The organism is Desulfitobacterium metallireducens DSM 15288 (genome assembly GCF_000231405.2).
GTDB lineage: Bacteria > Bacillota > Desulfitobacteriia > Desulfitobacteriales > Desulfitobacteriaceae > Desulfitobacterium_A > Desulfitobacterium_A metallireducens.
In genome coordinates, this window is sequence record NZ_CP007032.1 from 2,633,390 (window position 1) to 2,654,574 (window position 21,185).

Annotated in this window: 20 protein-coding genes; 1 reads left to right on the top strand and 19 read right to left on the bottom strand. The window is 43.9% G+C overall.

Annotated features, from left to right (window positions below; all coding sequences use genetic code 11):
* Window positions 1-23: 23 nt before the first annotated feature.
* The 19 genes from menD to DESME_RS12960 form a co-directional block, all read right to left on the bottom strand.
* Window positions 24-1,673: a 2-succinyl-5-enolpyruvyl-6-hydroxy-3-cyclohexene-1-carboxylic-acid synthase gene (gene menD, locus DESME_RS12870; RefSeq protein WP_006715835.1), complete on the bottom strand. Its 1,650-nt coding sequence runs from the start codon at window positions 1,671-1,673 to the stop codon at window positions 24-26.
* Window positions 1,674-1,689: 16 nt separating this feature from the next.
* Complete coding sequence (locus DESME_RS12875) at window positions 1,690-2,841, bottom strand: isochorismate synthase (RefSeq protein ID WP_006715834.1); 1,152 nt, start codon at window positions 2,839-2,841, stop codon at window positions 1,690-1,692.
* A gap of 212 nt (window positions 2,842-3,053) precedes the next feature.
* Entirely contained in the window at window positions 3,054-3,443 is a 390-nt protein-coding gene (locus DESME_RS12880; RefSeq protein ID WP_006715833.1) for a c-type cytochrome, read from the bottom strand.
* Between the two features lie 179 nt (window positions 3,444-3,622).
* On the bottom strand, window positions 3,623-4,864 hold the full coding sequence (locus DESME_RS12885) for an Rne/Rng family ribonuclease (protein WP_006715832.1): 1,242 nt from the start codon (window positions 4,862-4,864) through the stop codon (window positions 3,623-3,625).
* 10 nt (window positions 4,865-4,874) lie between these two features.
* Complete coding sequence (locus DESME_RS12890; RefSeq protein ID WP_006715831.1) at window positions 4,875-5,591, bottom strand: TIGR03936 family radical SAM-associated protein; 717 nt, start codon at window positions 5,589-5,591, stop codon at window positions 4,875-4,877.
* The gene (locus DESME_RS12895) at window positions 5,588-7,444 is read right to left on the bottom strand and encodes a TIGR03960 family B12-binding radical SAM protein (protein ID WP_006715830.1); all 1,857 of its coding nucleotides are present in this window, start codon (window positions 7,442-7,444) and stop codon (window positions 5,588-5,590) included. The genes DESME_RS12890 and DESME_RS12895 overlap by 4 nt, the downstream gene beginning before the upstream one ends.
* Before the next feature lie 67 nt (window positions 7,445-7,511).
* Window positions 7,512-8,387, bottom strand: coding sequence for a M50 family metallopeptidase (locus DESME_RS12900; RefSeq protein ID WP_006715829.1), 876 nt, complete (start codon window positions 8,385-8,387; stop codon window positions 7,512-7,514).
* A gap of 70 nt (window positions 8,388-8,457) precedes the next feature.
* Window positions 8,458-9,210: a murein hydrolase activator EnvC family protein gene (locus tag DESME_RS12905; protein ID WP_006715828.1), complete on the bottom strand. Its 753-nt coding sequence runs from the start codon at window positions 9,208-9,210 to the stop codon at window positions 8,458-8,460.
* 288 nt (window positions 9,211-9,498) lie between these two features.
* Window positions 9,499-10,662, bottom strand: coding sequence for a rod shape-determining protein RodA (rodA, locus tag DESME_RS12910; protein WP_006715827.1), 1,164 nt, complete (start codon window positions 10,660-10,662; stop codon window positions 9,499-9,501).
* Window positions 10,663-10,795: 133 nt separating this feature from the next.
* Window positions 10,796-11,083: a cell division topological specificity factor MinE gene (minE, locus tag DESME_RS12915; RefSeq protein ID WP_006715826.1), complete on the bottom strand. Its 288-nt coding sequence runs from the start codon at window positions 11,081-11,083 to the stop codon at window positions 10,796-10,798.
* 30 nt (window positions 11,084-11,113) lie between these two features.
* The gene (gene minD / locus DESME_RS12920) at window positions 11,114-11,908 is read right to left on the bottom strand and encodes a septum site-determining protein MinD (protein ID WP_006715825.1); all 795 of its coding nucleotides are present in this window, start codon (window positions 11,906-11,908) and stop codon (window positions 11,114-11,116) included.
* A 55-nt stretch (window positions 11,909-11,963) separates the two neighbouring features.
* Window positions 11,964-12,644 carry a septum site-determining protein MinC gene (gene minC / locus DESME_RS12925; RefSeq protein ID WP_006715824.1) on the bottom strand — a complete coding sequence of 227 codons (681 nt, stop codon included), beginning with the start codon at window positions 12,642-12,644 and terminating at the stop codon, window positions 11,964-11,966.
* Window positions 12,645-12,796: 152 nt separating this feature from the next.
* Window positions 12,797-14,893 (bottom strand): penicillin-binding protein 2, encoded by a 2,097-nt coding sequence (mrdA, locus tag DESME_RS12930; RefSeq protein WP_006715823.1) that lies wholly within the window; start codon window positions 14,891-14,893, stop codon window positions 12,797-12,799.
* 44 nt (window positions 14,894-14,937) lie between these two features.
* Window positions 14,938-15,444: a rod shape-determining protein MreD gene (gene mreD / locus DESME_RS12935; protein WP_006715822.1), complete on the bottom strand. Its 507-nt coding sequence runs from the start codon at window positions 15,442-15,444 to the stop codon at window positions 14,938-14,940.
* A 1-nt stretch (window position 15,445) separates the two neighbouring features.
* Complete coding sequence (gene mreC / locus DESME_RS12940) at window positions 15,446-16,282, bottom strand: rod shape-determining protein MreC (protein ID WP_041484260.1); 837 nt, start codon at window positions 16,280-16,282, stop codon at window positions 15,446-15,448.
* Between the two features lie 56 nt (window positions 16,283-16,338).
* On the bottom strand, window positions 16,339-17,355 hold the full coding sequence (locus DESME_RS12945) for a rod shape-determining protein (RefSeq protein WP_006715820.1): 1,017 nt from the start codon (window positions 17,353-17,355) through the stop codon (window positions 16,339-16,341).
* A gap of 82 nt (window positions 17,356-17,437) precedes the next feature.
* A complete protein-coding gene (radC, locus tag DESME_RS12950; protein WP_006715819.1) occupies window positions 17,438-18,121 on the bottom strand; it encodes a RadC family protein in 684 nt (227 codons plus the stop codon).
* Window positions 18,072-18,728 carry a Maf family protein gene (locus DESME_RS12955; protein WP_006715818.1) on the bottom strand — a complete coding sequence of 219 codons (657 nt, stop codon included), beginning with the start codon at window positions 18,726-18,728 and terminating at the stop codon, window positions 18,072-18,074. Before DESME_RS12955 ends, radC begins: the two co-directional genes overlap by 50 nt.
* Before the next feature lies 1 nt (window position 18,729).
* Window positions 18,730-18,993: a DUF4321 domain-containing protein gene (locus DESME_RS12960; RefSeq protein ID WP_006715817.1), complete on the bottom strand. Its 264-nt coding sequence runs from the start codon at window positions 18,991-18,993 to the stop codon at window positions 18,730-18,732.
* 305 nt (window positions 18,994-19,298) lie between these two features.
* Between DESME_RS12960 and DESME_RS12965 the strand changes: the two genes are divergently transcribed.
* On the top strand, window positions 19,299-21,119 hold the full coding sequence (locus DESME_RS12965; protein ID WP_025248810.1) for an APC family permease: 1,821 nt from the start codon (window positions 19,299-19,301) through the stop codon (window positions 21,117-21,119).
* Window positions 21,120-21,185 lie beyond the last annotated feature (66 nt).

The following is a 21,185-nucleotide window of genomic DNA, read 5'->3' on the forward strand; positions in this document are numbered from 1 at the left end:
TAGGTATCTAGAATCGATAAATACTACAGATTTGTATATAAGTCATGCAAACTTTTACTTAGTTCAGCATCAATACGAACATTCAATACCTTAATTCCATCTAAAGTTAAAGCCTCCTGAAAATCATGCTCAAAGGCCTCATAATCTGCAGGTTCATAGTACGTTAAATTATACAAAGCTTTCAACCCGGAGAAATCCATTCCGTGCGGAGTCATAAATAAGTACTCGAAATGCTTATTCTTGCTCTGCGGTAAATATTTGAAAATCGCTCCCCCATCATTATTCACCACAACTATAGTTAAATTCAGTGAGTTGTTTTTCCCAATGAGCAGACCATTTAAATCATGGAAAAAGGCCAAATCACCGGTCAACAATACTGTGGGATGCTGACTCGTCGAAATCCCCAAAGCGGTTGAAACCGTTCCATCTATACCATTAGCACCACGATTGCATAACATCTTAAGAGAATGCTGGCGTGATTCCCAAAAGTAATCGACATCACGGATCGCCATACTATTGGCAACCGCAAAACGACTTTCTTCAGGGAGCATATCTTGTATCTTTTGAACAAGCTTTCCTTCAAATAGCCCCACTTCTTCACGCGCCTGATTTAATCGTTGGCGCATTTCTTTCTGATAATGTTGCCACTGACGCAAGTATTCCTCGTGGGTATTTTGGACATCAATAGATTGGGCAAAAGCCTGGGGTTGTGAAATGATATAGCGATTAATAGATAAAGACGGAGCACGGTATTGAAAAGACTCCCCAACTTGAAAATACAAGACATCTTGGTGCATCGCTAAAAACTGTTGCAAACGTTTTGATACCGGTGTTTGTCCAAAGTGAATGATGAATTCAGGTTTAAGCTCTTTTTTAAGATCATCATTTTTAAGGAAGGCGTCATAGCTGTCAATAATCAGCTCATGATCGTAATTACGAAAGTTAGAAATGGGGTCTGCTAATACGGGCGTTTTTAAGCGTTCTGCCAATTCCAATACTTCATGATGATAATTCGCATAGGCATCGCCACCACAAATAATGATCCCTTTTTTATTCTGGAAAGCCGTACCATCCATCGTCAACTGACTTTCATTTTTTATCCATTCAAAGGGGTATTTTAAACGTCCTGAGCTAAAATTTAGCTTATCTAAATCCGGACTCAAGGGTTCACGTAAAGGTACATTGATATGCGCTACGCCATATTCTTCTGACATTGAACTCATATAAGCCTTTCGCATCACTGTACGAACATATCGATACATGCTCTCTGTCTCTTCAGGTAGAGCTAATTCTTCAAAATATTTAACGTAATCATGGTAAATTTTAATTTGATCAATGGTTTGAGGAGCCCCCACTTGGCGTAATTCAGGGGGACGATCCGCGGTTAAGATGATTAAGGGCACTTTTGAATGCTTTGCTTCAACAATTGCCGGGAAATAATGGGTCACGGCAGAACCTGAAGAACAAATTAAAACAACAGGTCGTTCTTTCTCCTTGGCTATTCCTAACGCAAAAAATCCTGCCGATCGTTCATCAATACTAATAAAGGTCTCGAAGTCGTGTTCGTAAAATAATACAGATAATGGAGTTGAGCGTGATCCAGGGCTAATCACAACTTCACGTACGCCCAACTGATATAGTTCATCGACTAACGCAGCAATATAATTTGTCATCTCATTCACCTTCAGATTATAAACTCTCCACAATCGTTTTCACTTTATTACTCGTCTCCAAATATTCTTCTTCACACTCGGAGTCTTTCACAATACCACAGCCTGCATAGGCATAAACCCGGTTTCCATCAATGAGTGCCGATCGTATTCCTGCCACAAATATGCCGTCTCCTTGCTCATTCATCATCCCGATCGGTGCGGCGTATAATCCTCTCTCATGCTTTTCACAGCGTTCAATGATGTCTAACGCGCCCTGTACAGGATATCCTCCTAAGGCTGGTGTCGGGTGCAATCGAAATACCCAATCCGTTAATGAGCTGTTTTCCTTAGGTTTTGCTTTAATAATGGTTTGTAAATGATGTATATTTTTAAGGGTTAAAATTGTCGTCGCGCCGACACTTACGTCGTCACAAAACGAAGTCATCACCTTGGCGATGTAATCCTTGACAATTTGGTGCTCATGGCAGTTTTTGGGGTCATTAAGGAGCGCAGTTTTTTGCTCTTCATCATGTTCCTTATCACCGCGTGAAATTGTTCCAGCCAAAGCATAGCTCATAATCTCTTCTTGTTTCTTTTGTACGAGAATCTCCGGAGTCGCTCCTAGAAATGTTTTACCGTCTTTGAAATAAGCGAAAGCAAAAGAGCTTGGATTTTTCTCCAGAAGATTTTTTACCATGCTTTCAATTGAGACGGTTGTCTCACACTCAATAGTTATTTCTCGTGAAATTACAACCTTTTTGACCTTTCCCGATGCAATTTCTTGCTTTACGTTGTAAAATAATTCTTGCCAGTCTTCGTAATCATCGGCGAGCATTTTGTAAACGTGAGTCTGTGGTGTGAACTCTCTTTCCTGAATATCGAAGTCATCTTGTGCGTAATATAGAATTTGTTTCCCGTTCTTTTCCACAAAATAGAACTCAAAGGCAATTGTTTCATTGCCCAACCCGCTCCATTTTTGATCCTTAAGAGTTGGAAAGAAGGTCCTCGTGGAGAATACATAAGGAAAGTGAATATAGCTTTCCCCTGTCTTAAAGGTTTTTAAGCGTTTTGCTCCGATGATAAGCTCATTTTCAAGAGGATTATAGAACAAAACACGTTCTTCATGCTCAAAGTTCTGCCAAAATGAGAGCGGACTCTTTAAATGAGTTTCTTTCTGTTGATAAATCAAACATATCGCCCTATTCCTATTGATTTTTAATATGATTAGATATATTCAAATAATGAACTATAGTTCATATCATGAGTAGAGTATATCATACAGTTATTAATTCCTGCAATTTAAATTAATAATCCTAGCACAGAATATAATACAAAAAGAGGAAAATCATAAAAACATTGATTTCCCTCTTTTTGGTTATGGTACACGTACCATAACTGAAATTATTTTTTCAATCCAGCCACAAAGTCACCAATAGCTTTATTTTGGTCATCATTTATTTTAGCAGAGAAACTAGGCATACTGCCTTTTCCCTTTTTAATCACATCTTGAACTCGGGCAGAGTTGTTTATAAACTCATCAGTGTTAATGGCTGGCCCGCTCGATCCGCCAGCACCTGTGGTACCGTGACACCCGGCACAATTTGCAGTATATAGTGCAGCTCCGCTAACTTGTGTTGTAGCTGATTGATTCGTCGTGGGTGGTGTTTGTGTCGTTTGTGGTGGTTGTTGAGGAGCGGGCTGAGTTGGTTGGCTAGGCTGAGATTTGTTACAACCAACGACGAATAGGATACTTGCAAGGCCTATGGCAGTAATGATTTGTTTACTTTTCATAACATATTCCCCCTATAGATCTTTTCTAGTTGTAAGGTTTTGCCAAGGCAAAGGGTTTTATACGCGCTTTTATTTAATTAAGAAAGCACAAGGAAACAACCCGCATATTCGGATTGTTTCCTTGTGCTTTAATAGTACCAACGGACAATTTTGGATTGTCTAATCACGGTTGCTTTCTATCACTTTAGAGTCCACCCTAGACCGTCACAGTTTGAACAGGGTTTGCTATAACGCACGGCAAGAGTCTGTCCCACTTTTTTGCGGGTCATCTCCACTAGACCGAGTTGCGTCAAGCCCATGATTTGACACTTAATCTTATCTTGAGAACACGCTTTTTCAAGAGTCGCAAGGACCTCTTTCTGATCTTCTTCTAAAATCATATCAATAAAATCGATAATGATAATTCCGCCATAATTGCGCAAGCGCAGTTGCCGACCAATTTCTTCAGCCGCTTCGCAATTCGTATGCAAAACGGTATGTTCGAGGGAACTTTTTCCCACGTATTTACCCGTATTAACATCAATTACCGTTAAAGCTTCCGTCTGTTGGATGACTAAATAGCCCCCACTTTTCAGCCAGACCTTAGGGCGCAGAGCTTTGCGGATCTCCTCATCTACACCATAATCATCAAAAAGATTATCCTTGTAAACCAAATGCACGTGATTTGCTGCAGGATGTCCAAGCTTACTAAGCGTCTTTCGCAAGCCTTCAGCAACTCCAGCCTGATTAACCGTAAGCGCTTCTACTTTTCCATCCACCCATTCGCGAAGCATGCGGGATAATAAATCCACATCTTCGTGAACAAGCCCCGGAACCGAAACATGGGGCATTTTCTCAGTAATTTGATGCCAGAGGTCGATCAGTTCTTTCAGATCTTCTTCAAGTTCTTTGCCTTCAACTTTTTCGGCGAGCGTCCGAATGATCACACCCATCCCTTGAGGGCAGATGCTTTTTGCTGTTTCTCTTAGGCGAGTCCGCTCTTCCTCATCGCTAATTCGTCGCGACACTCCAATATAGTCTGTATTAGGCATCAAAACAGTAGAGCGTCCAGGAATCGTAATATTTGTCGTGATGCGAGCCCCTTTGGTGCCCACCGGTTCTTTGGTGATCTGAACCAAAAGCTCCTGACGCGGTTTCAAAACCTGCTCTACCCTTGGCAAAGGATTTATCTTCGATTTGGCTTCTTCATCTAGGCTCGGAGGCACTGCATCTGCAACATAGAGGAACGCATTTTTCTCTAAGCCAATGTCGACAAAAGCCGCTTGCATACCGGGAAGAACATTTTCCACTCGGCCACGATAGATATTCCCGACCAGATGAGAAAAGGCTCCTTCTTCTTCATGCACTTCGACAAGCTCACCATCTTCTAATACAGCAGCTCGCATTTGCTGAGCCTGTCCTTGCAGAATAATCTCTTTCAAGGGACATTCCTCACTTCCCAAAGGCCTCATGTTCCATCGGGGAAAACTTCTGCCCCTCATAACTCACATAGATTCCCGTCCGTTTAGTTCTTAGAATATCCAAATCGAGAGGAAGCTTTTCTAAATCACAAAGGCTCCCAATCACTTCTTCAGGACGCACACTCCCTTGATTTCCCACTTCAACTTCCAGTTCGAAAATAGCCTCATCGCCCTCGATATGACCCTCTAATTGTTTAACCCAGGGACGAATATCTTTTTCAACCTGTCCCTTTTTACTAAATCGTAAATATTGGATTTCATTTCGCGCTAACCAGGAATCAATGGCTTCTTGCAACCGTTCCTCGGTCACAGGCAAGCCCATAGCTACCGTGATTCGATAACTCGCAGCATTCAAAACAGCCATTAAGGCTTTCGTTCCTAAAGAAATGATCTGACCTTCTAAAAGACGAATTCCCGTAGGCAGTTGTTCCTGAAGGCGTCCCAAAATTTCCTTAAGTCTTAAATCCTGAGCCACTTCGATATCAAGATACTCCCGTTCCCCTTCGACGCCAACGGCCAAGGCCGAGCCAAAGGAGATCTTCGGATGAGGATTAAATCCCTCAGAATAGGCCATCCGAATTCCAGCCCTACGCAACGAGCGTTCAAACACTCGTGCTAAATCTAAATGGGCAATATATTTAGCTTCTTCTACTTTAGTAAAGGCGATTCTTACCCGCAAGGCACTCACCCTTTCAAATCAATCTGTACCCCTCTGCCCGGGCAAATTCCGCACCCGGTGCAATCGTCATGTCTACAATCTAAGGTTCTGGCTTCCTGCAAAGCCCTTCGATGTTCTTCCATTAAGAACCGCTTGGTTACCCCACTTTCCAGATGGTCCCATGGAAGTACATCATCATAATCGGTGACTCGGTTAGCATAAAAGTGAGGATCTAAACCGAAGACTTTAAAGCTCTCTATCCAAGTTTCATATTTAAAATGCTCAGCCCAACCATCGAACTTGCACCCATTTTTAAACGCCCACTCCAGGGAATCAGCGAGACGGCGGTCTCCTTTAGCAAAAACGGCTTCCAAAAAACTCGTGTCGACATCATGGTAATTATATTTTATGCGCCGATCCTTAAGCTTCTCCCGGAGATATCTTTGTTTTTGCTGAAGGGAAGCCATTCCTTCTTGAGGTTCCCATTGGAACGGAGTATGGCCTTTAGGTACAAAGGAACTGGTTGAAACCGTCACCTTAACATTTCGTCTCCCCAGTTTGGTCCCCAGATCAGCAACCTTCTTAGCAAGCGTAGCAATTCCATCGATGTCTTCCTGATTCTCCGTCGGTAATCCGATCATAAAGTAGAGCTTAATCGTAGACCAGCCCCCTCTAAACGCGGATTCTGCAGCTTTCATCAAGTCCTCCTCAGTAACCCCTTTGTTGATCACATCGCGAAGGCGTTGGGTCCCAGCTTCTGGAGCAAACGTTAACCCCGACTTGCGGACTTTTTGTACTTCTTGAGCGAGTCCCACATCGAAGGAATCGAGTCTTAGTGAAGGTAAAGAAACGCTTACTTTTTCGTCATTAAATTTTTCAAGAATCCCATGAATCAAAGGCTGAACGCAAGAATAATCTCCTGTTGAAAGAGAAGTCAGTGCAATCTCCTCATACCCTGTCGATTTCACCAGTTCTTCCGTTTGCCGTAAAAGAGTTTCCTGAGAACGTTCCCGCACCGGTCGATAAACCATCCCGGCTTGACAGAAACGGCAACCTCTTGAACAACCTCTCATGACTTCCAGCATCATTCGGTCATGAACAATTCCCATATAAGGTACGATCGGATTCGTTGGGAAAAAGGCTTGATCAAGATTCTGAACAATCGCCTTTTCGACCACTTTGGGGGCTCTTGGATCGGCGATAATCTTTTCAATTCGTCCATCTGATTTATACTGAACTTCATAAAATTCCGGGACATAAACCCCTTGGATTTTAGCGGCCTTAAAAAGGAACTCTTCACGGGAAACTGGATTTTCCTTTTGCTCCTTGAGGAGTTGAAGAAGCTCAGGTACCGTCTCCTCCCCGTCGCCCAGCATAAAAAAGTCGATAAAGGGAGCTAACGGTTCTGGAGTGTAAGCACAAGGCCCGCCCGCAATAATCCATGGATGTTCTGGGCCGCGATCCTTCGCTCGGAGCGGAATTCCTGCAAGATCAAGCATGTTCAATAGGTTCGAATAACTCATCTCATATTGCAACGTGAATCCGATAATATCGAAATCTCCGAGTGGCCGGAAGGACTCTAACGTATAGAGCGGAATTTTCTTCTCCCGCAGTTTCTCCTCCATGTCTATCCAGGGAGCGAAAACCCGTTCACAGAGCGCATTTTCGTTTGAATTAATAAGTGCGTAAAGAATACGAGTGCCTAAATGAGACATTCCAACTTCATAAACATCAGGGAAGGCAAAAGCCATATGCACCGCAGTTTCTTCCCAGTCTTTGTGAATTGAATTCCACTCAGAACCTAAATATCGGCTCGGCTTTTGAACTTTGGGCAGGAAACGTTCAACCTGCTTACGTATTTCTGCCGCTGTCATGTCACCCATGCTGAAGATGTTCCTCCTTGTTTCGTTGTAATTAAATATTATAACACAGGTTGTCTGTTAATTCCAATTATAGCTTACCCACTGGATAATAAATCCCATGCGCTAGCATACCCTCAACAACCTCTGTCTCAGTCAGCATCTTCTCCATCTGAAACTCCTTCCCCGGTAGATGAATCAAAGCATACCGATCCGGCGTTAATTCCTCCACAATCCGAACGAGCGGAGTTTCCGCATAAGCTGTCAGGACTTTACTCTTCATCAACCCTTTCCTGAGGAGCTCCTCCTTTTTGCGGGTGAGGTGACGGAGAAAGGTAATTCGGGCTGACGCTATTTCCTTGTTTCCTGAGAGCCAAAAAAAGGCGGCCAAGATAAGGAACGTCATTAGATTCTCAATAAAATGTTCCTTTCCCAACAGAGTTAGACCGAGAATGGCCAGAAAAGCGCCAAAAGCTTGACCAAGACGAGCAAGTGCTTTCGTCGTCCGAACAAAACCGAACATATCTGAAAAAAGAGCCCGAGCGACCCGACCTCCATCTAAGGGAAGTATCGGAAGCAAATTAAATGCAGCCAGCCAAAAGTTGATGCGTACAAACTCTTCTCCACTCGGCCCTGTCCAATAACCCAACCACCGTAGAGCCTGTGCTGCAAACAATAGAAGAAGATTAAACCCAGGTCCGGCTAGAGCCATAATACTTTCTTCGATTTTTCGTCCTTCAAAAAGATCATCACAGTAGGCAGCCCCGCCAAAGGGAAAGATCTCTAGACCCACTACATTAAACCCATACGCTTTGGCCGTAAACAAGTGTGCTAATTCATGCCCAATGACAAGAGCGAAGATGAAAAGAGCCTGGGTTATTAGCCCCAGGACTCCATAAGCAACTAATACAAGTAAAAATGTAGGATGAACTCTGATGCTCAAACCCCGTAATCTTAAAACCTCCACACCGAAACCTCCTCCGTCAGACACTTCTCCAAAAGAATGACTAAAGGTGACCCGAAAGCGTAGCTTACGATTATTTTGCTGCTGGAACGAGGTAAGGCATTGGATTTATAGGTTGGCCATCTTTGCGTAATTCAAAATGGAGCCAGGGCTTTTTCAGTGGAGCTGAAAGTCCAACAGTACCGATAACTTCACCCGTCTGAACGGCTTGCCCCTTTTGGACTTTAACTTCCCCAAGATTAGCAAGAACAGCTGTCCATCCATTCGAAAAATCCAATTTCACAAGCCGACCGAGTTGAGGATCCTCGCCCACCTGGGTCACAACGCCTATGTAAGGCGCAACCACCGGGATGCCTAAAGCACTTCCAACATCGATTCCATTATGAATACTTCCCTTCCCTTCACTATCCATTGTCCCAAAGGCAGCCATAACTGGACCAGATAAAGGGGGCACAAACTTTTCTTTCATGGTTGCATCAACTGGAGTTGATTTTACGCCGATAGGACCCATGCCCAAGGCTTCCTTGGCCATATCATTCATTGCGGCATATAAATCGCCATTTTGGACCGTTCCCTTATACATCGAGTGGATCGTTTGGGACAGACCATCTTCGCCTTTCGATGCGAAAAAGATTAAAAGAAAAAATGTGACGGCAAGGACCGCTTTTTTTTGGATTCCTGTCCAGGTATAAAGAATTTCTCGTTTACGGCGTTTCTGAGAAGTCCGTTTAACTGGCCAATCCTCATACTTCATTCCTCGCTCGCGTCCTACCTCTTGGGCGGCTCTTTCCCATTCCCAATCATCCCAGCGTTCAAATGGATTCATCTTTTCCACCCCTTAGCTCGTACACTTACTTATACTTATGCTAAGAGAAAGTAAAAAGAACTGCCTTGCATTTGCAAAGACAGTTCTTCATTTAAAAGCCCATAAAACGCAACTTCTCGCCCAGGAGTGAACGATTTCGCAGAAGGGCGGTAAGGCGCACGACGCTTCTGTAGCTTAGCGTAGCCACCTGGTTCACTTCAGGTATTACCCTGAGGTTTGGCGGAGCTGCTATAGAGGCAAGTGTGGCAGCCCTGGAGCGCTGAGTGAACGGATGAGTGAGAAGTTACGTCAAAACATCAATCGCTGTCGTCTGATATTAATGCTTAATAAAAGGCCTATACTTATCATATTGGTCAACATCGCACTTCCGCCATAACTGATCAAAGGAAGAGGAATTCCCGTAACAGGCATAATTCCAGAAGTCATTCCAACATTTACAAGAATATGAAAAACGAACATACTTATGACTCCACTACTCACGAGCATTCCATATATATCCTGCGATTTTGTGGCTATACTAATCGCGCGAAGTAAAAACATTGCAAATAAAAACAGTAACGTAATCGTTCCAATAAATCCGAACTCTTCTCCCACCACTGAAAAAATAAAGTCCGTATGATGCTCAGGCAAGAAGTTGAGCTGAGCCTGAGTCCCTCCGCGATAGCCCTTACCCCACAAACCTCCCGAGCCAATAGCCCAGATCGATTGTATGATATGATACCCATCTCCTGAGGTATCAGACATCGGATCCATAAAGATCGTCAAACGCTTCAACTGGTAATCCTGTAAAGGCAGAGGGAGACCTTGTGCAAATTTCAGAAAGCCGGGTAAATCGGTTGAAAAGTGTAACCATAAGATAAGGGCAACAAGTAAAATACCGCCGACCAAAAGTCCTCCAAATTTCCAAGGATTAGCCCCCGCCACAAACATCATCCCCACAAAAATCGCGGCAAAAACTAAAGTCGTACCTAAGTCAGGTTGTTTAAAAATAAGAGCCATCGGCACAACAACATACAAAAAGGGCGGAATAAAATCACGAAAACGGTTCAACTTACCTTGCCGTCTGGCTAAAAAATCAGCAAAAGTTAAGATGATAAAAATCTTGGCAAACTCGGAAGGTTGAATTTTAAAACCTGAGGTCACCGGAATCCAGCGTTGCGCCCCTTTGGCAGAGGACCCTATGAAAAAAACAGCAAGCAACAAGGCAAGATTCAAACCATAAATCCACCAACTATACTTTCTAAACTTTTGATAATCAATCGAAGCAACTCCAACGGCAATAACAAGCCCAACACCAATCCACATTGCCTGGTTCTTTACATAAAAATACGGTTGAGAAGCGATAACATTCAAGGATGCTGTACTCAAGATCAATAAGCTAGCACCCAAAAGTAGTAAAAGAATAAATACAAAAAGAAAATCTAGATTCTTAAAGAAGCGTCGCTCAAACATAAATAGTACCCCTTTGTCGATTCTTGTTTCTCATTATAACATAAGGAACTTAAATTGAGAAAAGGGTTGGTTCAGTTCTATTGTAAACTGAACCAACCCTTCATCGTTTAAAATGGAGGAATCTTATTGAAGTCTATAGCTGAACCTTTTCCTTAGACGCATAATCTCTTTTCATCCGAACGACAGGGATATTTGCAACCAAAGCGACCTCTCGTTCTTCCTGGCTGAGATTAACCTCCAACGCTGATTCATCAATCTCCATATAGTTAGAAATCACTTTAATTAAATCCTCTTTCAGACTGTTTAACATCTGGGGTGAAATATCGGCTCGGTCATGTACGAGGACAAGCCGCAAGCGTTCTTTGGCAATATTCTTCGAAGAACTTTCACGACCAAGCATCTTATTAATAAACTCTAACAAGCTTTTTTCCTCCTCTCTGCGTCCAAGCACTTAACGCATCCCGAAAAATTTCTTAATCTTATCCATAAAACCTTCTGGAGCATCAAGGTTCATTAGCGGTACTTCTTCCCCCTGGATTCTTCGAGTAATGCGGCGATAAGCTTCTCCTGCATGAGAGGAATGGTCTGTCACCGCAGGTTCTCCGCGGTTTGTCGAGATGACGATGCTTTCATCATCAGGGACAACTCCAATGAGATCAATTGCTAGAATATCCATGATATCCGAAATATCCATCATATCCCCACGCTTCACCATCGCCGGACGAATCCGGTTAATAATAAGGCGTGGGCTCTTGAGATCAGCGGCTTCCAATAGTCCAATAATCCGATCCGCATCACGGACAGCACTCACTTCTGGTGTTGTAACGACGATAGCACGGTCAGCGCCGGCAATCGCATTGCGGAAACCTTGTTCAATTCCTGCAGGACAGTCAATGATTGCATAATCATACTCATTCTTCAGTTCTTGTGCTAAAGCTCTCATCTGATCAGGATTAACTGCTGTTTTATCCTTCGTTTGAGCAGCCGGTAGTAAATAAAGATTCTCAAAGCGTTTATCCTTAATCAAGGCTTGTTTTAAACGACAGTTTCCGCTAGTCACATCGACGATATCATAAACGATCCGGTTTTCCAGACCCATTACCACGTCTAAGTTGCGCAAGCCGATATCCGTATCCACCAAAACCACTTTATGTCCTGCTGCTGCAAGACCAGTACCAATGTTGGCCGAGGTGGTCGTTTTACCAACTCCTCCCTTTCCCGATGTCACGACAATAACGTCTCCCATATTTAAACCTACCTTTCCAAAATGTTTTCATGTACTTTGCTTAAAATATGTCGTTCTATCTCCCTTTTCCTCTCAGCCCGGTCATTTGTATTGCATCAACCATAAGCTGATTCTCTTTAATCTTAGCAATTTCAGGGCCTCGCCAATCCTCCGTTCCCTCCGGTGAGCGAGCAACAAGGTCCGCGATCCGTAATTGCGTCGGAGCAAGATGGTATGCACTAACCGTTGCTTTTCGTTCTCCTGTCGCACCAGCATGAGCAACCCCACGGAGTGAACCCATGACCGCTATATTTCCCGTCGCAATGATTTCAGCTCCAGGATTGACATCCCCTAGGACAACAACATGTCCTTCAAATTGGATACTCGCTCCAGATCGTAAGGTCCGTTCTACAAAAAGGCAAGGACCCTCATCCATCCCTTCATCCCACACTCGAACTTTCTCCGATTCCTCGTTTGCGAAATCGGTCTTACTGCCCGGAGTATAGACTTGCTCATCCGTTAACCACCCAGCAAAAGTAAGTCCATATTGGGCTAAAGCTTGGCTCAATTCTTCTTTTTGCTCAACCGTGAAAACCTTATTTCCTCCATAGCAACGTACAGCCGCTCCCTGAAGGAATTGTTCTGAATCTCTTAAAAGCTTTTGAAGTTCATCCATTAAAACTAAGAAATCCGACTCAGGATCAAGATATAAAACCAATCCATCCCGAGTTCCCTTTAAGGCTATGTGTTCTATCAATGATAATCCCCCGCCCAATAAGATGCTTGTCCAAACGGCTCGAAGGAAGTTATTGATCTTTCTGCAGTTTCAGACGTTCATATAAGTTCTACAAAACAGGTCAAATACCCTTTATCCGTGCAAAAAAAAACGAGGATGATTTTCCTCGTTTTTTAACCACCATAAGTCGATTTCCAGCTAAAATATTGCATAAAAGCAGCTTTAGCGACAAGTCCTGCAGTCTCACCACCATGACCCCCATATTCGACAACCCCAGCAAAAGCAACTTGTGGATCATCATAAGGGGCAAAAGCCACAAACATTCCGTTATAGAGATCTCCAGAAATTGTATTCTTTGAACCAATCTGTGCCGTACCAGTTTTACCTCCCCCCGAAAATTGGGGGACATCAGCGAAAAGCCAAGCCGCTGTCCCTTCACCACTCGTAACCGCAGCCATTCCTTTTTTAACAATTTCCAAATTTTCCGGGGAAACAGAGACGTTATTTAAGACCTGAGGCTGATTTTGGTAAACAACTTGACCCGTGGCAGGGTCGAGAATTTTATCGACAACATAGGGTTGCATTCGTTTTCCCCCATTAACTAGAGTTGCCACATAATTCGCGAGTTGAAGAGGCGTGTACGAATTATAGCCTTGACCAATAGAATTGTTAAAGCTGTCATAGATCTTCCAATCGATGTTCTGACTTTCCATTTGCTGATACCAAACATCCACTTGTTTAATCTCTGCATTTTTTTTGGATAACAAACTCTGTTTTGATTTATCATCAGCAGCCTGAGAAATCTTCGTCGCATAATTGTCTTCAATCGTTTTTAACTTTTCATCACGCATCTTATCATAATAAGGCCCATAATACCCTTTTTTCCACTCTTCAGAAGGAGCGACTCCGATCGCTTCGCCTGGTAAGTCAACCCCACTTTTTACACCTAAGCCAAACTCATTAGACAGTTGTTTCATCAGTTCCGGATTCGCGTCAAAGATCCTGCGTCCAAGAATTTCAAAATAAATATCAGATGAGAGTGCGATCCCCCGCGTCATATTGACCATTCCAAAATTATTTCCGCCCCACTCCGGAAACCCTTGTATCTGCACATTGGCAGGACCGAGGGAAGACATGACATCGGAGAAAGATTCCGAGGGATTGGTTACTTTTGACTCTAAAGCAGCCATTGCCGTTAACATTTTATACGTCGACCCTGGTGCATAAGCACCTGAAAGAGCCCGATTAAACGATGCCGCATCCTTACTGCTGAAATACGCTTCGGCAACCGCATCAGAGATCGTCCCTGTCAAATCATTCGGATTCATATAAGGACGCGAGACCATAGCTAAAATCTTGCCCGTTTTAACATCAATCATTACAGCCGCTCCAACTTGAGCATCAGAGTGAGACTTCTGAACATTAGCAATAACCTGATCTAAACTGGTCTGCATTACCTGTTGTAAATTGGCATCGATCGTGAGTTGTACTGTCTTGCCGGGTTGAGCCGCCTGGATGACCTCTTTATTAATCGGCCGCGCACTATTATCCACGATGACTTGCTGAGTCCCTTCTTTACCCCGCAACCAATAATCGTAGCTTTTCTCGACCCCCATCTTTCCCACAAGATCTCCTTGGGAATATTTAAAGCCATCTTTTTGAGCCAACGGTTGTTCATTAAATTGGTCGATCTCATTATCACTGATTTCTCGGACATAACCTAAGGCTTGACCCATCAAGAAATTCTGAGGATAAGAACGTACAGGTAAGGCATCAATACTTATTCCTGGAAGTTCATCTTGATGTTCACCAATTACGGCTTGAAGTGTTTCCGGCACATTCGATAGCACCGTGACTGGACGATATCTCTCCCATTGCTGATTTTGAATCATGACAAAGATGTCCTCAGTAATGGCATCCACAGACTCTGCTTGATTCGACCAATACGGTTGGATAAACTCAGCTAGACGATGAACAACCTCTTTCCAATTCGCAGTTGTCGCTTTTTGTAAATCCAACCAATCGATGGTTAAAGCAAATTCTGGAACACTCGTTGCAAGTAACATCCCATTACGATCCTTTATATCTCCACGCGTCGGCGGAATCGTAACCAGTTGCATAACATTCCCTGCAGCCTTTGTCGCATAATAGGAAGATTGGGCAATCTGCAACCGCCAAAGATTAAATCCGAGAATTGCGAAAACCAGTAACACAACGATGCTTAGCCCCCACAGCCGATGCAAATAGGGTTTGCGCTCTTTCTCATCCATAAAGATCCTCCTGGTTAACTACAATAAAGATAAGTGCGACTTCTTTACCGTTCGTACTTGGGACGGTATTTAAGCCAGCCCTTCAAAAAGGAGCGGTGAATCCACGGATAGGTGACTGGCACTAAAATCGCATTATAAAGTGAAACTCCGCTTATGAGTCGTAAATCATCTAAAAATGTCCACTGGGCCCCCACTCCGAGACTCAAAAAGGAAATCATGGATTGACCTGCAAACGTCACTAAAAAAACAAGTAAAGTGATTAAAGGGAAATTTTCCCGATTCCAACGCTGAGCAAGCCAGCTACTTAAAATAGCCACTCCTGTCAACGTCAAAGAGTACATGCCAAAGTGCCGACCGAGGTAAAGATCGACCACAATGCCAGCACCTAAGCCCCAGAGCAATCCATGCGAGGGGCGGTGATGTAAGGCCATATAGATTATGAAAAGCATAATCAAATCCGGTTTTATCCCCGACCATGACCAAAAGTAGAAAACCGTTCCCGGTAAGATCAAGCCCAGAAGAAGCATAACAAGCATTAAAAAATAACGCATCTTATTGCCCCTCCGGTTTCTTCACGATATACACTTCTTCAAGCGAGTCAAAGTCCTCCAGTGGCTTGATATAGGCCGTTTTCAAGAGTCCAGAGCTATCGAGTTGAATTTGTTCAATCTTGCCGATAGGGAGATCCTTAGGATAGACTCCGCCGAGTCCTGATGTAAGCACAAGATCACCAATATTAACATTATCCTCACGGCGAAAAAGCATTTGCAAATTTCCCTTTGCATCAAGCCGCGAAGTCCTTTTATAGGTCCCTTCGACAATGCCAAAGGTTGCAACGCCCGTACTACCTCGTACCAAGGCGCTAACTTTCCCCTCCCCGTCAGTGATCATCAGAACCTCGCTCGTACTAGACGTAACGGCTACGATCTTACCCACTAATCCATACTGAGCAATTACAGGATTATTAACGGATACCCCATCGTCACTCCCTCGGTTTAAGGTAATGGTTTGATACCATGCCGTTGGGTTACGATTAGTGATACTCGCACCCTTCTTCTCATATTTGCTCAAGGTAGGGCTATTAAAAACGCCCTCATCCAGCGCGTTAAACCTCATTCCGGCTAACACCTGTTCTTTTAGTTCTAAATTATCTCCTGTGAGTTGTTCCACCCTCTGCCGAAGTTGCTCGTTTTCCGCTTCTACACTTCGAAAATTCCAAATTGCACGCGTATTATTCCGAATTCCATTCCCCACTTGTAACAAAGTGCCTTCAACAGGACTTAACACGCGATGCAAAGCTCCGCCAATGGGATTAGGAAAGTTATTTCCAATTCCTGTAAAGCGAATACTGACCAGTACTCCTAAAATCAGAAAGAAGATGAGAACCATAATTCCCGTTGCTGTAATTTTTCTTTTCCCCACCGAGGCTCCCTCCCCGCTCTAACTTATGCTTTTTGCAAAGCTGCGATCCTGCGGAGAATTTCAGCATTTTCTAAAACCATTCCTGTGCCAAGAGCAACACAAGAGAGTGGATCTTCGGCCAAATGGACAGGCATTCCCGTCTCATCAGCAATCAAAAGATCCAGATTTCGGAGCAGCGATCCTCCGCCTGCCATCATAATTCCACGATCCATAATATCAGCCGCCAATTCTGGAGGCGTTTTTTCTAAACAAGATTTAACTGCCTCGACAATCGCCATCACCGGCTCTTGGAGTGCTTCTTGGATCTCCACCGCAGTAACTTCAATCGTCTTGGGTAATCCCGTAAGAAGGTCTCGGCCGCGAACAGTATACTGAACTCCATCTTCCGCCTTGTAGGCCGCCCCAATTTCCATCTTAATATCCTCAGCCGTTCGATAGCCAACCATCAAATTGTATCGACGTTTAATATGAGCAACAATTGCATCGTCCATTTCATCCCCTGCAACCCGAATGGAACGGCTCGTAACAATTCCTCCAAGAGAAATAACTGCGACTTCTGTTGTCCCTCCGCCGATATCCACGATCATATTTCCTGTAGGTTCGCTCACCGGAAGCCCTGCTCCAATCGCTGCAGCCATAGGTTCTTCCATTATGATCGGTTCTTTCGCGCCAGCTGCTAAAGCCGCTTCTTTAACTGCTCGTTCTTCTACAGGAGTCACCCCTGAAGGAACACAGATCACAACTCGAGGACGACCAAAAGGCGATTCCGTCCCCAAAGCGCGCGAAATAAAATATTTCAGCATTTTTTGAGTGACATTAAAATCAGAGATGACTCCATCTTTTAAAGGGCGGATCGCCATGATATTACTCGGTGTCCTACCAATCATCTCTTTCGCCTTATCCCCAACGGCCAGTGGACTTTTCTTTTCGACATCCATCGCGACAACGGAAGGTTCACGGACGATAACACCCTTTCCGCGCATATATACCAACGTATTCGCCGTTCCTAAATCAATTCCCAGGTCTTTTCCAAACATCATAGTGTAAGAAGCTCCTTCCGTCTCTTTTGTATAAAATGGGACCTTATTTTTTACGTATCACCTTTATTAATTCAGTGGGTCTTTATAATATGCCTCGTTCTTTAAGGCTTATGTACCGATTATCGCCAATTATCACGTGATCGAGAACTTCAATTCCCAAGATTTGGCCCCCATCGGCTAACCGTCGCGTCACATCAATATCTTCGCGGCTCGGTGTGGGGTCTCCACTCGGATGATTATGCAAGAGGATAATGGCGTTGGAATTTCGACGAATCGCCTCTTTAAAGCATTCTCTTGGATGCACTAGGGATGAGTTGAGTGACCCAACCGAAATTGAGCTAATCCCCAACACATGATTTTTTGTCGATAAACTCACAATTCGAAAATGCTCTCGGTCAAGATAACGCATCTCTTCCATGACCAGATGGGCGATATCCTGCGGAGAATTAATAACCGGACGAGTCGCCGGATCGGAAGACACGGAACGACGTCCCAGTTCTAGAGCTGCTTTTAATTCAGAGGCTTTAGCCTGACCCAGTCCGTGAAGTTGCGTTAAATCATGAACGCTCATCCGTGCTAACCCTGCCAAGCCTCCTGCTTCAGTAAGAAGCCGATTTGCGAACTCAAGAACATTTTCCCCTTTTAAGCCTGTGCGGAGAAGAATAGCCAAGATCTCTTTATTTGAGAGTATCTCGGGACCAAACTGGAATAAGCGTTCACGGGGAAGTACATCCTCGGGTAGGTCCTTTAAGCGGCGATAATCCATCATTCACCTCGCGAAGGGCGATGTCTTCCTGCTCAATCCCCCACGCTCTCAGTCTCTCACTCACATATTCCATGGGCAATCCAATAACGTTACTCAAAGATCCTTCGTACTGTTTCACGAATTTCCTCGCCCCACCTTGGATAGCATAAGCCCCTGCCTTATCCATAGGTTCCCCTGTTGCAATATAGGTTTGGATTTCTTCCAAAGTAAGTGGACGGAAATAAACTTGGGTCCGAAGCGCCTCATTTTCCTGACACCCCGTTCCATTCACAAGCGCCACTCCTGTATAGACGTCATGGTGTCGACCGCTCAGTTGCTGGAGCATGACTTGAGCTTCTCTGGGATCAACTGGTTTTCCGAGAATCTGAGAATCTAAGGCAACAATTGTATCTGCCCCCAGAATAATATCTTCTGCAGAACCGCCTGCCTCTATCCAAGCCTTTTGACCCGCCACGGCCTTGCGTAACGCCAGCGCTTTAACTCCATCCTCAGGCTTAATTTCAGAGGGAAGTTCTTCTGACACATCTGCTTTAAGAGTGACGAAGGTAAACCCCCCTTCTTCGAGTAGCATCGCACGTCGCGGTGACGTCGAGGCTAAGACCAACATTCTACCACTTCCTTGAGAGATAATACCCGCTAAGTGCCCCCAAGATGGTGGCAAAGTTAATATTTAATCTAAAACCAAATGAAAGGGAGAGAAAGAAAAAATCTAAATAGGTGTGCGAAGGAAAGTCAATGACTGCTGGTCGAAGAAACGGGGTGAAAATCCCATACTTTTCGAGTCCAAAGCCAATCAACGTTCCAAGAGCAGCTCCACTCAAGATAAGAATAACGGTTCGGCCTGCTCCCGAATTATTGCGACTTGCCGGCATATTGCAACCCTCTTTCAAATAGCAATGAAGCCAGGATACTAAGCTCCTGGCTGTTTGTCAAATCAATATAAAGTTTAGCACCTTCTTGAGTGAAGTGCAAGAATAGTGACGGGAAAAATCAGGAAATGTCGCTTCTATGGCACTTTGACAAAATTCGAGGCTATACAATTGTTTTTAGAAAGATTATCCTTGGAAAGCAATTAAATACTACTATGATTTTTTTACTAAAACCCGTTTATGGGGTTTTTCTTATTTTAAAAGGGGTAACATAATTTTACGTGATTCCATTGGAAGAGGTGTGAGTGTTGTTAAGGTATTTTAAACGCTTTCTTATTGGTAAACCCATGAATACTGCCCAATTGATGCATCAACGGTTAACGAAGAAAAAAGCTTTAGCGGTATTTTCTTCGGATGCTTTATCTTCGGTTGCTTATGCTACAGAAGAAATCCTCTTAGTTCTCACATTAGCAGGTACAGTGGCTCTGCCCTATTCACTACCGATTGCGGCCGCAATTATCGCCTTACTCGCAATCCTCGTTCTTTCTTATCGGCAAACAATTTTTGCTTATCCTTCAGGGGGCGGAGCTTATATTGTCGCGAAGGACAATTTAGGAACAACACCTGGTCTGGTCGCTGGGGCATCTTTATTTATTGATTATATTTTGACGGTTGCGGTGAGTACCGCTGCTGGAGTTGCCGCAATTACATCAGCCTTTCCATCACTTCACAATCATAAAATTCTGATTGCACTCATCTTTATTTGGCTCTTAACCCTCTTAAATCTGAGAGGGATCACTGAATCTGCAACAATTTTCTCTTTACCCACTTATATTTTCATTGGAAGTATCCTGCTCTTACTAGTAACCGGCATTGTAAAATTTTCTATGTATGGTCGACCCCCAATGCCCGTAATGCCAGCCACCGCCCTACCGTCAGGAATCTCTCTATTTCTAATTTTGAGAGCCTTTTCGGCGGGCTGCACAGCCTTAACCGGGGTCGAGGCCATCAGTAATGGCGTACCTGCCTTTAAACACCCGGAATCAAAAAATGCAGCCATTACCCTGGTCACCATGGCCGGTATAATTGTGGTATTATTTGGTGGAATTACGTTTTTAGCAAACGTCAATCATATCATCCCCAGTCCCACCGAAACAGTCGTTTCCCAGATTGCAGCTACCGTTTTTGGCCGCAACTTCTTCTATTATCTTATTCAAGTAAGTACAGCAATTATTTTATTTCTTGCTGCGAATACAAGCTTCGCAGGGTTTCCCCTACTCACCTCAATCCTCGCGCAAGATGGATTTCTTCCCCGGCGATTATCGATGCGAGGTGACCGGTTAGTTTATTCGAATGGGATTATCACCTTGGCTGCGCTTGCCTCCCTTTTAGTCATTATTTTCAAAGGAGAAGTTCATGCCTTGATTCCTCTCTATGCTGTTGGTGTGTTCTTATCGTTTACCTTATCCCAAGGTGGAATGGTTAAACGATGGATTCGTCAAAAGCATTCAGGCTGGCGTTTACATGCATTCATCAATGGTACGGGTACGGTGGTTACAGGTATTGTTCTCATTGTTATTGCAATCACTAAATTTACAAGCGGTGCTTGGACTGTTATTGTCCTCATTCCTTGCCTTGTTCTGTTATTCCGAAAAATTCGTGTTCATTATCAGATCATGACCCAAGAATTGGCTTACCACGGCGAACCCTTGGAAAAAACAACCCGTCAAAAAATCATTATCCCGATAGCCAGCTTAACTCGAGTTGTAGCACACACCATTGACTACGCTCGGACTTTTTCTCCAGATATTGTAGCTGTTCACGTCGCTGTAGATGAAGAAAAGGCCGAAAAGCTCAAGATGAAGTGGGCAGAATTGGAGCCGGATATTCCCTTGGTTGTTCTCCCTTCACCCTACCGCGCTCTCTTAACCCCAATGCTCAACTTTATTAATGAGTACGAAGCACAAACGGGTCCCGGAGAATTAATTACGGTTTTAGTTCCCGAGTTCGTTACGCGTAAATGGTGGCAATATTTTTTGCATAATCAAACCGGGCTTCATCTTAAAGCGGTTTTATTACTAAGAAAAGATATCGTCGTCGCCAGTGTGCCTATCCATATACCGCACTGATAGCCACTCTCTATTCTGAAAAAGACAGAAACCCGACCACTTTCAAAGTGATCGGGTTTCTGTCTT